This window comes from Embleya sp. NPDC001921 (genome assembly GCF_053594475.1).
Genome location: NZ_JBSFEO010000025.1, coordinates 77,350 through 92,101, shown reverse-complemented (window position 1 = coordinate 92,101; position 14,752 = coordinate 77,350). Strand labels below are relative to the sequence as shown.

The 14,752-nt window shown below is 70.3% G+C and carries 13 protein-coding genes; 9 read left to right on the top strand and 4 right to left on the bottom strand.

Annotated features, from left to right (window positions below; genetic code table 11):
• Window positions 1–100: 100 nt before the first annotated feature.
• The gene (locus tag ACWCPW_RS27435; protein WP_449764261.1) at window positions 101–1,627 is read right to left on the bottom strand and encodes an IPT/TIG domain-containing protein; all 1,527 of its coding nucleotides are present in this window, start codon (window positions 1,625–1,627) and stop codon (window positions 101–103) included.
• A 475-nt stretch (window positions 1,628–2,102) separates the two neighbouring features.
• Between ACWCPW_RS27435 and ACWCPW_RS27430 the strand changes: the two genes are divergently transcribed.
• From ACWCPW_RS27430 to ACWCPW_RS27415, 4 genes are all read left to right on the top strand, one after another.
• Complete coding sequence (locus tag ACWCPW_RS27430) at window positions 2,103–2,612, top strand: hypothetical protein (protein WP_449764260.1); 510 nt, start codon at window positions 2,103–2,105, stop codon at window positions 2,610–2,612.
• 130 nt (window positions 2,613–2,742) lie between these two features.
• Window positions 2,743–3,585, top strand: coding sequence for a DUF4097 family beta strand repeat-containing protein (locus ACWCPW_RS27425; RefSeq protein WP_449764259.1), 843 nt, complete (start codon window positions 2,743–2,745; stop codon window positions 3,583–3,585).
• 71 nt (window positions 3,586–3,656) lie between these two features.
• The gene (locus ACWCPW_RS27420) at window positions 3,657–4,637 is read left to right on the top strand and encodes an ATP-binding cassette domain-containing protein (protein WP_449764292.1); all 981 of its coding nucleotides are present in this window, start codon (window positions 3,657–3,659) and stop codon (window positions 4,635–4,637) included.
• Window positions 4,634–5,425 (top strand): ABC transporter permease, encoded by a 792-nt coding sequence (locus tag ACWCPW_RS27415; RefSeq protein ID WP_449764258.1) that lies wholly within the window; start codon window positions 4,634–4,636, stop codon window positions 5,423–5,425. Before ACWCPW_RS27420 ends, ACWCPW_RS27415 begins: the two co-directional genes overlap by 4 nt.
• A 119-nt stretch (window positions 5,426–5,544) precedes the next feature.
• Here the strand turns inward: ACWCPW_RS27415 and ACWCPW_RS27410 are convergent, their stop codons facing one another.
• Window positions 5,545–6,120, bottom strand: a complete 576-nt coding sequence (locus ACWCPW_RS27410) for a TetR/AcrR family transcriptional regulator (RefSeq protein ID WP_449764257.1) — start codon at window positions 6,118–6,120, stop codon at window positions 5,545–5,547.
• A gap of 121 nt (window positions 6,121–6,241) precedes the next feature.
• On the opposite strand from ACWCPW_RS27410, the gene ACWCPW_RS27405 reads away from it, so the two are divergent.
• The 4 genes from ACWCPW_RS27405 (at window position 6,242) to ACWCPW_RS27390 (ending at window position 11,358) form a co-directional block, all read left to right on the top strand.
• Window positions 6,242–7,168 (top strand): NmrA/HSCARG family protein, encoded by a 927-nt coding sequence (locus tag ACWCPW_RS27405; RefSeq protein ID WP_449764256.1) that lies wholly within the window; start codon window positions 6,242–6,244, stop codon window positions 7,166–7,168.
• The gene (locus ACWCPW_RS27400; RefSeq protein ID WP_449764255.1) at window positions 7,165–8,076 is read left to right on the top strand and encodes a TIGR03620 family F420-dependent LLM class oxidoreductase; all 912 of its coding nucleotides are present in this window, start codon (window positions 7,165–7,167) and stop codon (window positions 8,074–8,076) included. Before ACWCPW_RS27405 ends, ACWCPW_RS27400 begins: the two co-directional genes overlap by 4 nt.
• A gap of 240 nt (window positions 8,077–8,316) precedes the next feature.
• Window positions 8,317–9,156 (top strand): alpha/beta fold hydrolase, encoded by an 840-nt coding sequence (locus tag ACWCPW_RS27395; RefSeq protein WP_449764254.1) that lies wholly within the window; start codon window positions 8,317–8,319, stop codon window positions 9,154–9,156.
• A gap of 918 nt (window positions 9,157–10,074) precedes the next feature.
• Window positions 10,075–11,358, top strand: coding sequence for a hypothetical protein (locus ACWCPW_RS27390; RefSeq protein ID WP_449764253.1), 1,284 nt, complete (start codon window positions 10,075–10,077; stop codon window positions 11,356–11,358).
• 57 nt (window positions 11,359–11,415) lie between these two features.
• On the opposite strand, the gene ACWCPW_RS27385 is transcribed toward ACWCPW_RS27390, so the two are convergent.
• Window positions 11,416–11,949: a hypothetical protein gene (locus ACWCPW_RS27385; protein WP_449764252.1), complete on the bottom strand. Its 534-nt coding sequence runs from the start codon at window positions 11,947–11,949 to the stop codon at window positions 11,416–11,418.
• A gap of 348 nt (window positions 11,950–12,297) precedes the next feature.
• Here ACWCPW_RS27385 and ACWCPW_RS27380 point away from each other — a divergent pair, with 348 nt between their 5' ends.
• Entirely contained in the window at window positions 12,298–13,302 is a 1,005-nt protein-coding gene (locus ACWCPW_RS27380) for an NAD(P)-dependent alcohol dehydrogenase (RefSeq protein ID WP_449764251.1), read from the top strand.
• Window positions 13,303–13,323: 21 nt separating this feature from the next.
• Here ACWCPW_RS27380 and ACWCPW_RS27375 read toward each other — a convergent pair whose 3' ends face one another.
• The gene (locus tag ACWCPW_RS27375) at window positions 13,324–13,980 is read right to left on the bottom strand and encodes a hypothetical protein (RefSeq protein WP_449764250.1); all 657 of its coding nucleotides are present in this window, start codon (window positions 13,978–13,980) and stop codon (window positions 13,324–13,326) included.
• Window positions 13,981–14,752: the final 772 nt, after the last annotated feature.

Genomic DNA, 14,752 nt, shown 5'->3' with positions numbered 1-14,752 from the left:
GACCCGGGGCAGGAAGTCCCCACAGCCCCGACCTGCCTCAACGGGTCGGGGCCGATCGACGAGTACTGGGCCAGGGCCCATCCGGTGCTGCTCGGCGGGGTTACAGCTTGTAGCCGAACTCGTCCGCCGGGGTCGCGGGGGAGGTGTAGCCGTTCGACTGGACGGTCACGTTCACGGTCAAGGGGTCGGTCGGGCCGAGGTCGGGTGGGGGTGCGGTGGCGGTGATTTGGTCGGGGGGTGTGCGCCGGGTGATTTCGGCGGCGTTGTTGCCGAACCAGACCTTGGCGTCGGAGGCGAAGTTCTCGCCGGAGATGGTGACCGGGGTGCCTTTCGGTCCGGTAATCGGGTTGATGCCGGTGACCAGCACGGGTTCGGGGCCGCCGTAGGCGAACCGGCAGGAGGGGACGGCCGGGGAGGTGCCCAGGTTGGTGGTGACACGAACGGCGACGACGCCGACGCCGGCGCCGATGCCCCGGGGGAGATAGGCGGTGATCCGGGTGCCGTTGTCCGTGATGTCGATTCGGGGGCACTCCAGCGTGCCGAAGTCGACACCGGTGTTGACCCCGGTGCCCAGGCCGGTGCCGGTGATGGTGACCGCGGTGCCCGGTAGGCCGACGTTCGGGCTGATGGAGGTGACCACCGGCCCCGGCAGGACGTCGGGGGCGCCGAGCAGGTTCAGGTAGGTGGAGTTGGCGTGCTGGTAGGCGACTTGGCCCATGAAGTCCTGGAGTGACTTCCTGGTCACGTTCGGGTCGTAGGAGCCGGGCGTGGTCCCGTAGCCGGTGTTCAGCTCGCAGGCGTCGCCCGGTTGCGCGTAGACGTTGGGGCCGGGAAGGCCGGCGATCGTCGAGATGACCGCTTTGACGTCGTTGGTCGCCGCCGGGCCGGGGCCGGGGTACCAGTTCTTGGCGTCGTCGAGGTTGGTCCAGGCCTGCGGCACCAGGTCGTAGGCGTTGTAGTAGCGCTCGTTGGCGACCCAGTGCAGGCTTTCCACGTAGGACACGAAGTCCGCACCGCCGGCGGTGGGTGCGGCGAAGGTGTGCATCGCGAACCGCGGGGGGTTCGGCCAGGTTTGCGCTTGGAGGTAGGGCCCGACCATGGTCGCGACGCAGCCGCCCAGGCTGTGGCCGATCACCCGGATGGTCGGGTTCGCCGGCGCCTTGGCGAGCGCGCGGGTGAGCGCCTGCATCAGGGTGACACCCACCGAGTTCATGGTGACGACCTGGGTGAACGCCTCCATCGCGCCTTTGGCGACCCAGACCGGGGTCGACGGCGAATTGCCGACGGTGAACGGCACCACCGTGCCGACGCCGAGGTCTTCGAGCAGGTCGGTCTCGTTGCCGACCGTGCCGCGGATGACCACGGCGAACTCGTTGGATCCGTTGATGCTGTTCGCGAGATACGCCATGTTCGCGTTGTCCGGGCTCAGCGCGACCCACTGCAGGTTCCAGTCGTTCCCGGTCGCCAGGGAGGAGTCGGCCAGTTGCTCGTGGATGCCCAGGAAGACCCGGTTGCTGTGCTCCGCCAGCGTCTCCCCCGACGGACGCGGAGCGGCCGCGCTCGCTGCGATCGCGGCGAGCGTCATGGCCACCGGGGCCATCGCCGATGGGAGCTGTTCGTTCGCCATGCTCACTCTCCTGGCCCCCGATCGCGCGAAGTGCGTCGCAGCCAAACTACGTTTCGCCGACGCAACCCGACGGGACCCGAAGGCAGTTCGGTGGCGGGTTCACACGTTCGGGCCAGTCGCGCCCGGGCCGTCGTTTCGGGCTGTCGCGCCGGGCCGTCACGCCGGGCTGTCACGCCGGGCACGAGGATCACTTCGGCAGGGTGCGGTCAGCCCCTTCTGGGGCAAGCCACGGCATCGCATGACGCTCGGTGGCGCCCCTTGGCGCCATCTGGTGTCGCAGGGCGTCACGGTGACCCGCTCGGCGCCACCCGGTGCCATGTCCTGCCTCAGGGGGCCCAGGAGTGCGCGTGACACCACCGCGACTCGGGCCACCTTCCTTGTGTTTCCGCAGGTAGAGCCGTTGTTTCGTGGCCTGCCCCAGGCAAGGTGCCATCTGGGCTTGCATATGGCGCCATTGTGCTGCCATGATGACGTCATGGACCTCGCACCGTATGTCGACAACCTCCGCCGCGAACTCGCTGTGGCCGCCGAAGCCGGCGGAGAAGATGCCCGCGAACTGGCCGAGCGGCTTATCGCTCCGCTGGAGTCGGCGACCCGTCTGACCATGCTCAACGTGCTCTCCGCCGCGATGGACGAGATCACTCGTGAGCTTGCCCCCGGGTCGGTCGACATACGGCTGCGCGGACTGGACCCGGACTTCGTGGTGACGCCGCCCGCCGACGGTGGCGCCGCCGCGGAGCCGGCCGCGCCGGTCGAACCGTTCAGGGCTCGCGCGCCCGCCGACGGCGACGAGGCCGCCGCCCGCGTCAACCTGCGGCTGCCGGCCCACCTCAAGGCGCGTGTCGAGGAGGCCGCGAGTCGCGAGGGCCTGTCGGTCAACGCGTGGCTGGTGCGGGCCGTGTCGGGCGCGGTCGACGGCGCGCGGCCACGTACGACGGAGAAGACCCAGAGCATCGGACAGAGCTTCAGCGGTTGGGTGCGCTAGCCGCAATACCCCCATCCGCGGCACCACTTCACCCCGACCGCTGCACCCCCACCGCTTCGCCCCCAGCACGCCACCCACATCACGTCCTACCAGCGGGGACGTCCCGAAGACCCAAGAGGACGAGACAGCCATGCCTTCTTTCGACACTCCCGAACCCATCTCGATCACCGCGCACGTGGAGGCGGGTTCCATCCAGTTCACCGCGGGCGACCGCCCCGACACCGTGGTCGACGTACGACCCCGGGACCCGAAGCGGGACCAGGACGTACGGGCGACCGACCAGACCGAGGTCACCTACGCGAACGGCGCGCTGACCATCACGACGCCCAAGTCCGGTCTGTTCGGCCGCACCGGCACCGTCGACGTGAAGGTCGAACTGCCCACCGGCTCGCGCATCGACACGACCGGAGCCTGGACCCAGGTGCTCGGCGAAGGACGGCTCGGCGAGGTCCGCGTGAAGACCTCCTCCGGCGACGTCCGTCTCGACACGACCGGCCCGCTGAACCTGATCGCGTCGCACGGCTCCATCACCGTGGACCGGGTCGAGGGCCCGGCCGAGATCACCACCAGCTCCGGCAGCCTGCGCGTCGGCATCGTCGACGGCCCCGCCGTACTGAAGAACTCGCACGGCACCACGACCGTCGAGGCCGTGACCGGCGAACTGCGGGTGAGTGGCGCCAACGGCGACATCGAGATCCGGCGCGCCGAGGACTCGGTCACCGCCACCACCGCCCACGGCACCCTGCGTGTGGGCGAAGTGGCCTCCGGCACGGTCCAGTTGGAGACCTCGTACGGTGCCATCGAGGTCGGCGTCCGCGAGGGTACGGCCGCCTGGCTCGACGTCAGCTCCAACTCCGGCCAGGTGCGCAATTCGCTCGCCGCGTCCGACACCCCGGAAAAGACGGCCGACGCCGTCAAGATCCGCGCCCGCACCCGCCACGGCAACATCGACGTACGCCGCGCCCGGGTCTGAGCGCCACATCCTCGATCGCCCCATCCCCCAGCCACTTCAGCCTTCGAATGGAGGGCCCCGTGCCTTCTTCCATGCTGCCCACGTCCCGGCGGGCCGACGGTCACGTGCCGACGGTCGCCGTCTCCGCCACCGATCTGCGCAAGTCGTACGGCGACAAGGTCGTGCTCGACGGCATCGACCTGCGCATCCCGGCCGGCTCGGTGTTCGCGCTGCTCGGGCCGAACGGCGCCGGCAAGACCACCGCGGTGAAGATCCTGTCCACGCTCATCGGCGCCGACGGCGGGCAGGCCCAGGTAGCGGGTCACGACCTCGCCACGTCACCGAACGGCGTGCGGGCCGCGATCGGCGTCACCGGGCAGTTCTCCGCGGTCGACGGGCTGATCACCGGCGAGGAGAACATGCTCCTCATGGCCGACCTGCACCACCTGTCCAAGCGCGAGGGACGGCGGGTCGCCGCCGAGTTGCTGGAGCGCTTCGACCTCACCGAGGCCGCGAGGAAGCCCGCCTCCACCTACTCCGGCGGCATGAAGCGCCGCCTGGACATCGCCATGACGCTGGTCGGCAACCCGCGGATCATCTTCCTCGACGAGCCCACCACCGGCCTGGACCCGCGCAGCCGCCACAACATGTGGGGCATCATCCGCGAACTCGTCTCCGACGGCGTCACCGTCTTCCTCACCACCCAGTACCTGGACGAGGCCGACGAACTCGCCGACCGCATCGCCGTCCTCCACAACGGCAGGATCGCCGCCGAGGGCACCGCCGAGGAACTCAAGCGCATGATCCCCGGCGGGCACGTGCGACTGCGCTTCGCCGACCCCGTCGCGTACAAGAGCGCCACCGACGCGCTGCGCGGAATCGCCCGGGACGACGAGGCGCTGTCCCTGCAGATCCCCAGCGACGGCAGCCAACGCGAACTGCGCTCCATCCTCGACCGACTCGACGCCGCCGGCATCGAAGCCGACGAACTCACCGTGCACACCCCCGACCTCGACGACGTCTTCTTCGCCCTCACCGGCGGCACCGACCAGCCGAAGGAGGCTGTCCGATGAGCTCCCTCTCCCTCGCCGTACGCGACTCGCACACCATGCTGCGCCGCAACCTCCTGCACGCGCGCCGCTACCCGTCCCTCACCCTGAACCTGCTGCTCACGCCGATCATCCTGCTGCTGCTCTTCGTCTACATCTTCGGCGACGTGATGAGCGCGGGCATGGGCGGCGGCGCCGACCGCTCCGAGTACATCGCCTACGTCGTGCCGGGCATCCTGATGATGACCATCGGCGGCACGGTGGTCGGGACCGCGGTGTCCGTGTCCATGGACATGACCGAGGGCATCATCGCCCGCTTCCGCACGATGGCGATCCACCGCGGATCCGTACTCATCGGGCACGTCATCGGCAGCGTCCTGCAGTCGATCGCCAGCGTGTTCCTGGTGGGCGTGGTCGCCGTGGCCATCGGCTTCCGGTCCACCGACGCCACGGCCCTGGAATGGCTCGCGGCGTTCGGCCTGATGGCACTGGTCGCCCTGGCGCTCACCTGGATCGCGGTCGGGATGGGCATGGTCAGCCCCAACGCCGAGGCGGCCAGCAACAACGCGCTGCCGCTGATCGTCCTGCCGCTCATCTCGAGCGCCTTCGTCCCGATCGACGCGATGCCGGGCTGGTTCCAACCGATCGCCGAGTACCAGCCGTTCACCCCGGCCATCGAGACCCTGCGCGGCCTGCTGCTGGGCACCGAGATCGGCCACAACGGATGGCTCGCCATCGCCTGGTGCCTGGGCCTCACCGTGCTCGGCTACTTCTGGTCGAAGGCGGTCTTCAACCGCGACCCGAGGCATTAGCCCGGACGACCGCGCGGGCCATCCCCCGCGACTCGTCCCCTCGAGGGCGGCGTACACCGACACCGCGTCGGCGTACGCCGCCCTCGGTCGCGTGTTGTCGCCATCCGAGCCGACCAGGGTCAGCGCACCCGTACTCCGTCGATCGCGATCGAGAGCAGCAGATCGGCCTCGACCGGACCGTCGACATCCTGCTCGGTGGCGAGCGCGATGGCGCCGACGAGCTTGAGCAACCGCGTGATGGTGATGTCCGGGCGCACGGCACCCGCCGCCTGGGCGCGGACAAGGAGCGCGTCACCCGCCTTGGTGATCATGTCGTGGCAGGTCTCGCCCAGCCCCGGGTCCCCGTCGCGCATCAGGGACGCCCCCAGGCCCCGGTTGGCCACGGCATGCGCGCCGACGGCGTGCAGCCAGGTGGACAACGCCCGACCCGGGTCGGGTTCGGCGAGCACATCGTCGGCCTTCGCGCACAGGGCCTCCACGCGGTCCTTGAAGACCGCCTCCAGGAGAGCCTGCCGGGAGGGGAAGTGGCGGTGCAGCGTGGCCGATCCGACTCCCGCGCGGCGGGCGACCTCCTCCAGCGAGGCGTCGGCGCCGTACTCGGCGATCAGGGCCCCGGCGGCGGCCACGAGCTTCTCGACGTTGCGGCGGGCGTCGGCGCGCATCGGTCGGCCGGGTGGGGCGGCGTCCTTGGGCACGGTCACTCCTGGCGGCTTGAAAAATGGGGTGGTCCTCCATATCGTAGCGAACGACAAATGGAGGGCCACCCCACTTATGGTGCGGCTCCCTCGCGCACGGAAACGATGGAGAAAAAGAAACGTGAAGCCGACACGGAAGACCGTCGTGGTCGTGGGAGCAACCGGCCTGCAGGGCAGGACCGTCGTACATCACCTGCTCCGCGACGGCCGGCAGGTGCGGGCACTGACACGCGACCCGAACGGGGCGCGGGCCGCTGCCCTGGCACAGGCAGGCGCGCAGGTGGTGCGGGCACGGATGGAGGACGTCGACTCCCTGACCGCCGCGGCCGAGGGCGCCTGGGGCCTGTTCAGCGTCCAGCCCACCGTCGGATCGCCGGGCACCGCACCGGACTTCACCACCGAGGACGAGGTGACCTGGGGCATCAACGTCGCCGAGGCGGCGCGGGCCGCGGGTATCGGACACTTCGTCTTCACCTCGGTCGCCGGAGCCGACCGACACCGCGAGGAGAAGCTTCCGGTGAACGTGGCCTGCAAGTGGCGGATCGAGCGGCACATCGCCGCGCTCGGCCTGCCCGCGACGATCCTGAGGCCGGTGTCCTTCATGGAGAACTTCACCGGCGGCTACGCGCTGCGGAACGGGAACCTGTCCACCGGGCTCGCCCCCGACGTCCCCCAGCAGATCATGGCCGTCGACGACGTCGGCGCCGTCACCGCACTGGCGTTCGCCCGGCCGAAGGAATGGATCGGCCGGGCGGTCCCGCTCGCGGGAGACGAACTCACGCCGGTTCGGATCGCCGCGGCCATCGGGAAGGCACTCGGCATACCGCTTCCCTACGTACAGATTCCGATCGACGCGATCCGGGCCCTGAGCGAAGACTTCGCCTACGCCAACGAATGGCTCAACGAACGCGGCTACCGCGCGGACATCCCCGCAACCCGGAGGATCCACCCGGGCGTGCTGGACTTCCACACCTGGCTGGAGCGCACCGGCGCGGCCCGGATCGCCGCTTTCCTCGCCTCCGAGCGTGCCGCCGGACAGGACGCATGAGCACCCGCACGCACATTCGCGGCGGCACCGGCACCGGCACCCACGGCCTCGGGCGCGTCGGGATCTGGGCAGGGGACTTCGACCGTCTTCCCGCACCCGAGATCCGTTCGGCCGCCACCGCGATCGAGGAACTCGGCTTCGGCGCCCTGTGGTTCCCCGAGACCACGGGCCGGGAGGCGATGGCCCAGGCCGCGATCCTCCTGGCGGCCGCCCGGCACATCACCGTGGCCGCCGGCATGACCGACATCTACGCCCGCGACCCGATCACGACCGCCGCCGCGCAGCGCACCCTGGACGAGGCGTTCCCCGGGCGCTTCCTGCTCGGCCTGTGGGACAGCCACCCCAGCTTGGCCCAGGACATCCGCGGCCACCGCTTCGGCCCGCCCCTGGCCACCATGCGCTCCTACCTCGACGCGCTGGACGCCGCCCCGTTCGGGCCACCCGACACGGTCGCCTCGCCGAACCGCGTACTCGCCGCCCTGGCCCCCGACATGCTCGCCCTCGCCGCCGAACGCGCCCGGGGCGCAACGGTGTTGGGCATGCCCATCGAGTACACCCGCACCGCGAGAAGCATCCTCGGAGCCGACGGCCTCCTGGCCATCACCCAACTGTGCGTGCTCGGCGACGACCAAGCGACCACCGCCGACCCGGCCCGCGCCACCGCCGCGGCCGCCCTGCCGAACCGCCACCGACTCCTGCGCGGACTCGGACACGAACACCCGGAAGCCCTCGACAACCGACTCGTGGACGCCCTGGTGGCCCACGGCCGCGCCGAGGACATCGCCCACCGCGTGCAAGCACACCTCGACGCCGGAGCCGACCACGTCAGCCTCCACCTCGTAACCTCCACCCCCGACTCCCCACCGATCCGGCAGTGGAAGCAACTGGCCGAGCACCTGCCCGTCTGACCCGACACACCCACACGCGAACACACGAACACGAACGGCAGCGCGGTGTGTGGACCCCGGACCGCCGTCGCCGGGAGGCGCCCACACGGCGCGATCGTCGGCAGTCCCCGTGGATGCGTCCGTCGACGCCTGGGAAGCGAGCACCGTCGACGGCGGCGCCCCCGGAGCGGAGCGAGGCGTCGGACGGCCGACCGGCACGCGCGTCCCGGCGTCGACGTGTGTGCGTTGGTACGATCACGCATGACCTCACAGCGGGCGAACGGCGTCGAACTCGGGATCGAGAGCTTCGGTCGCGACACCGATCCGCTCGTCCTCCTGGCCGGCGGAACCACCATGCTCTCGTGGCCGGATGCGCTGTGCGAGCGGCTTGCGGCGGGCGGACGACGGGTGGTCCGCTACGACCTGCGCGATTGCGGAGCCTCGACGTCCGTCGACCCGGAGGCACCGGCGTACAACCTGCGCGATCTCGCCGCCGACGCCGCCGCGCTCGCCGGTGCCCTCGGCGCCACGACGGCCCACCTCGCCGGAATCGGCGTCGGCGGCATGGTCGCCCAGGTCGCCGCGCTCGACCATCCGGACGCGTTCTCGGCGCTGACCCTGGTGGGCACGCGGCCGGTCGCGCCCGGCCCGGTCGACGACGATCTGCCGGACCACGACGCGGCGAGGATGCGCGCGTTGTTCTCCCGCCCCAGGCCCGACTGGATTGACCGGACAGCGGTCGCGGCGTACGCCGCCGAAGGCGCCGAGTTGCTCGGCAACGACCCGGACCAGGCACGCGCAACCGCGGCCCGGATCTGGGACCGCACGCCCTCGGTCGAACCGGCCGTACAACAGGCGAATCAGCTCGCGATGGTGTTCGCGCGCCTCGACTGCGCGCCGCGCTGGCGCGAGCGCCTGGGCGAACTCACCCTCCCGACCCTCGTCGTGCACGGACGTGACGACCCGTTCTTTCCCGTGGGCAACGGCGAGGCACTCGCCACGGCAATCCGCGGCGCACGCCTGCTCGTCCTCGACAAGATGGGCACCGCCATCCCCGAAACGGCGGCCGACCGGCTCGCCGCGGCGATGCTCGAACACTGACGCCCGCTTGCACCCGTGACGCCTGCCGACGCCCGCTGACGCCTACTGACGCCTACTGACGCCCACGACTCCCGGAGCCTGGGCTCACGGGTCGGGTCGAGTCGGGTCGGGTCGAGTCGCCTTCACGGCAACGCCTCTGTCGGAGGGGCGGGATACGATCTCCGTTGATCGAGGCCGGTCAGAGCACCTTCGAAGTCCGCGGTCATGGGGGGTGGGGCCGGATGGGCGACAACAGAACACAGGAAAGTCCACTTCGTGGAAGCCCTACCGGCATCCATACCTCACCCCCCTCCAACGCCCCACCGCAGCACCGGTCGTGGAGGCGGACCGGGCCGTCGGCGGGCGACTGAGAGCCCGCAGGCCAGGGTGCGGCGCGCCCCTGTTACGGCCGCACGCAGGACCCGGGTGCGAACCGCGAGGCCGACCGGGTGTGGACACGCGTACACGGCCATGGGCCGCCCACGCATCTGGGCGTGACCTCGCGGAGTTGCCAACTACGATCGGCCTCCGACGACATGGGGGTTCACGTGGCATCGACGCCGCCGACCGAGGATCGGATCACCGAGCGAGGCTTGAAGGTGTCGTTTCATGGTGGTCGGGTGATGGGCGCGAGGATGCGAAGTGATGGCGTAGGCGGGACGGCTCGGTGAGTTCACGGCCGCATGGGAGCTTGCTCGGACCTCTCTTCGGCCAGGGGCGTGCACCGCGCGATTCGGGGTTGCCGGTGCCGTCGGGGCGAAGGGCCCTCCAGTGAAGCAATATGTGAAGAACTACCGTGCCGGGGACCCCGTCCTCAAGGCGGTCGGAGTCGGAAAGGACTCCCGGCCGTCCTCGTTCCGGGCTCCTCGTGGGATCACGCCCGACGATCCGTTCTACCGCCAGGTGCTGGCCGCGCGTTCCGTGGCCGAGGTGGGGGAGTTGCTGCACGCCAAGTTCGGCCACGATGTCGGCGACGTCGTTGTCGATATGACCGGTGCGGACCTGTACATCGCCAAATTCGTCGCCGTGGCCGCCGGTCACTGGTCCGGGCTGCATCCGGGGCACGACAACCTCGGCTTCCTGGGGGTCCACGCCACCGAGTGGGGCGGCGACCTGTACGCGGCTCACGCGACCGAGGTCGGGGCGGTTCACCTGCATGCGCCGTATTTCGGAGGAGAGGGCCACCGGGATCGGCTGGCCGAGGGAGTCGTCGGGGGTATCGAGCACGTCATTGACGACTCGCCCGAATACGCGGCGATCACGCACGTGTTGCACGAACTCTCCCATATCGAAGCGTTCAGATTCGGCGGTGTGAACCACTCGTTCATGCCCAACATCCTCAAGGCGGACAGGAAGGCCGCTCGCAGAGGCAAACCGGGGTACGACAAGACCTCGTCGCGTCGGGCGGCTCAGCACCCGGCCTTCGCGCGATTCCCCCGACTACGCCTGTTGGACGACAAGGCGGTCGCCGAACAGATCAGCCCCTACGCCGCAACAGGCAAACACGAGACCTACGCGGTGGCGAAAGCCAAGGTCTACATCGCCGGTGATCAAGCAGGGGACGCCAGCCTCATGGTGGCGAGACTGGGACCGCCCATCGCTGCGGAGATCGCCGCAGCCCCGGGGCTGGTCGCCACGTTCAACCATCTGCGCCACCACCTCGACGAGGCGACCGGCCTGGAAACCACGAACCTGTTGGCTCGCCGTCGGGAGATCGAGAACGCCCGCGCCCTCCGCGAACAAGCCAGGCAGGCCGGACACGCCCGCACGCGGGGTGCCCCTCGGCGAGGAATCCGGTCGCTGCTTCGTCGGGGCAAGCACACCCATGCTCCCGACGTCGCACAGCCGCGCCCCCGACAACACCTCCTCCTCTCGACCCCGTCCGGTACAACCGAGCCGACGCACAGGACGAACACGTTCGGACAGCGAGTCACCGTTGCGCCGGATGCGGGATCGAGCGATGCCCCCGCGCTCCGCACGCCACTCGCCGGCGCAGGCACCGTGGCAGCGGCACGCGGCCCGGTGACCGTGCCGACGCCACACCGCCATTACATCGTGCTCGGCGGCAAGTTGGCGTCGGCACTGGGCCCCGCGCGTGCGGCGGCTTCGCGTGCGGGCCCGGTTGTGGCGAATGCCGCGCTGTCGCCTCCGGCGGGTATCGGGAAGGGGGAGGGCCGCAGTCGCTCCAAGGACGCCGGGAAGTCCCCACGCGGGTTGGGGTGAGCCGGAGAGGATTCCAGCGGGGGAGAGCGGGCACATGACGACGCCCACCCCGCCTGATCACCGATCTTGGCGCTCGCCGCGGTCCCGCTCCCGGAAAAGGGCCTCCGTGCGGTCGATGATCTCGTGCTGGATGGTGCCGAGCGTCGCGTACAAGGAGAGGAGCTCCTCGACGGCGTGCGGTGGCAGTCCCGCGTCCCGGCACCACACCCTCGCCGTGGCGTACCCCTGGCGCAGGGCCTCGAGGTCTGCGGCGAGCTGCATTCGGACGACGCGGGCCGCGACGTCCGGATAGTCGTAGAGGACCTGGTGCCGGCGGTAGAAGGGCAGTCCGGCGTCGTCGAGGAGAGTCGGCAGCGTGCGCTCCCTCCAGGCGATGTCCACGACAGGCCAAGCGTGGTCCGCGAGCTGTGGCCGCTTCGGCACGACGACCGCGCGGGCACCCGTCCCGCGTGTCCAGGAGTGTCGCCGGACCGTCCTGATCCGAGAGCGGGCGATCTTCGTCCGCACAGGGGCCTTCGCCTCCGTGTCGCGCGCAGGGCGCGTCGCGGTGATCCTCTTCGCCAAAGGCGCGTCCTTCAGTTCCTCGACCACGCGATCAATCGTACGCACATGTGTTCGAATACGAGTAAGCCTCGGTGTGTCGCCCGCCGGCCGAGACGTCGTTACATCAGCCGCGCGAGGCGATGCACCCGGGCATACGGCGACACGGGCACCCGTCGTTCGAACCACTTCGACCCGGCGGGTCGCCTCGCGCACCCGTCCGCGCCCAGGCGGGGACGCCCGCGACCCGATGACCTTGCGGCGGAGCAGTCCCCGTGCCTGTCGGGCCGAACCACTAGGGAAAGTCCCCGATGCCTGTGCGGACTTCGCTCCTCTAGCGTCTTGTCGTGCCGGGCGAGACGAGTCGTTCGGCATCCATCCGCGCGGGACGGAGATTCGATGAAGGCGATCGTCCAGGACCGATACGGCTCACCCGACGTGTTGCGGGTCGAGGAGGTGGACAAGCCGACGGTCGCGGGCCACGAGGTCCGGGTCCGGGTCCGGGCGGCGTCGGTCAACGCGCGCGACTGGCACGTCATGCGGGGCGACCCGTACCTCGCACGACTGGCGTTCGGACCGACCAGGCCGAAGATGCGAATCCGGGGTACGGACTTCGCGGGTGTGGTCGAGGCGGTCGGCGAGCGGGTGAAGCGGTTCGCCCCCGGAGACGAGGTGTTCGGAGAGGTCGAGGGCGCGTTCGCGGAGTACGTCGCGGCGCCGGAGCACCTGGTGGCGCCGAAGCCGTCGAACGTGACCTTCGAGCAGGCGGCCGCGCTGCCGCTGGCGGCGAACACCGCGCTGATGGGCCTGCGGGACGCGGCTCGGGTGCGGCCGGGGCACCGGGTCCTGATCAACGGCGCGTCCGGTGGCGTGGGTACGTTCGCGGTCCAGATGGCCAAGGTGTTCGGCGCGGAGGTGACGGGTGTGTGCAGCACCCGGAACGTGGATCTGGTCGGGTCGCTCGGCGCGGACCATGTGGTCGACTACACCCGAGCGGACTTCACGAAGGCCGACGCGCGGTACGACGTGGTGTTCGACCTGGTGGGAAATCGGACCCTGAAGGACCTGCGAAGCGTGCTGACCGCGGAGGGGGCTCTCGTACTCTCCGGCGGGGGGACGTCCGAGGGCGGAAGCCTGGTCGGCCCGATGGGCCTGATCGTCAAGGGGTACGCGGCGTCGCGTCTCGCACGTCACAAGGTGCTGGTCCTGACCGCGAAGGCGAGTCGGGAGAACCTGGAGGCGCTGGCGGAACTCGCCGGTTCGGAGAAGGTCCGCTCGGCCATCGACCGGACCTACGCGTTCGACGAGGCGCCCGAAGCCATCCGACACCTGGAGGTGGAACACGCCCGCGCGAAGGTCGTCATCACCATGTCACCCGGTGCGATTCGCCCCGATTCCGGGTGAGGCACAAGCCCCGCACACGTCTTACGGGCACCTCTGGAGGTCGGCCTTCGCGTTCCGATCGAAGTGGACCCGCACCGGCGGGCCCTGCGCCGGGGTGTACTCCAGGGTGCGGTTGCCGAGGAAGCGCACGTTCGTGATCGCGCTCCTCGCCTCGTTGCATCCATCAAGGATCCAGGTGCTCCGGTCCAGGCCCACGACTACGCGAACCACCAGGTCGTACCGGCGGTCGCGGTAGGCATTGCTCTCGTAATCCACCCGTACCGCCCGGGTCCGACCGTCCGGCGACACCGCCACGACCTTCTCGGTCGTGTCGGCGACGGGGACGAACGGCGCGATCAAGACGGCCACGGCGATGAGGATCAGAACTCCCATCGACACGGTCAGGATCACGAACGCCCAGGCGCAGACGCGGATCAGCAAGCCGCGGGCGGTCGCCCCCACCTCGGCGGCGACCAGACACCAGCCGATCGCGGCCGGGACGACCTCCCAGGACAGGAATCCGCGCTCCAGCACGTCCAGGTTCCACGGATTCGGCTCGACGAGCCGCGACACGGCGAACGCCGCGGCGGCCGACCCCAACAGCACGAGCCTGCGGACGATCACCAAGACCCGGATCAGGCCGTCCGCATCGGACTCGGCCGGAGCCCGCCCGGCCTCGGCCGACGACCGGAAGGGCACACGCGGCAGAGCCCGCCACCGAGCCCGCCACGTGCCGGACCGACGGCGTCGCCCCGGCGGAGTCGAAGGTGTCACCGGATCAGCGGCCACCCACCCACGGTAGAACCCGCCCCGACCTGCCGCCACAAAACCGACGAACTGCCCGGAAAACGCGGCCATTTGCCATCTGCCGTGGGTCAATCGACCACCGCGGTCGGCGGCAAGGCCTCGACCGCGCCCGACTCGGATCCGCCGGACGCACGGCAGCGAGCCGGGGCGCGCCGAACAGCGCCCTTCGGCGGGGTTCGGGCTGGTGGGACACGGCTGTGCGCACGCACCCCGGGCGATCTCGGGAAACGCGGGGCCATGCCGGGTTCGGCCCGCGGGTGTTTCACCTGTCCCGATCGACTCGGCGGGATTCCGCCCGTTCCTTGAATACGCGATCGTGGTTCGGCCCGATGGGACGAATCAGCCGCGGAAGCCGGGTGCACGACCACGAAATGGCCGTGCCCAGGGATGCCTTCGCTGCAACGAGAGACATCCGTTTCCCCTGTTTGTGTCGAGTGGCAACGGCCGGGGTGGACCGCGTTCGAGGGTCCGCGCGCGAGGCGACGCGTGACCTGGGAGTGGTTCGACATGCCTTTTGGGCCCATGTGGGCCTGGCGATGGGAGGCGGCGACCGCCGGCGCCCATGCGGCATCGATGTGAACGACGGCGAAAGCGGCTTCACCGTCGTCCTTCATCCTCGCGACAGCGGCCGGCGGCGATCCCGGCCGAGAGTCAGGGCTCCGGC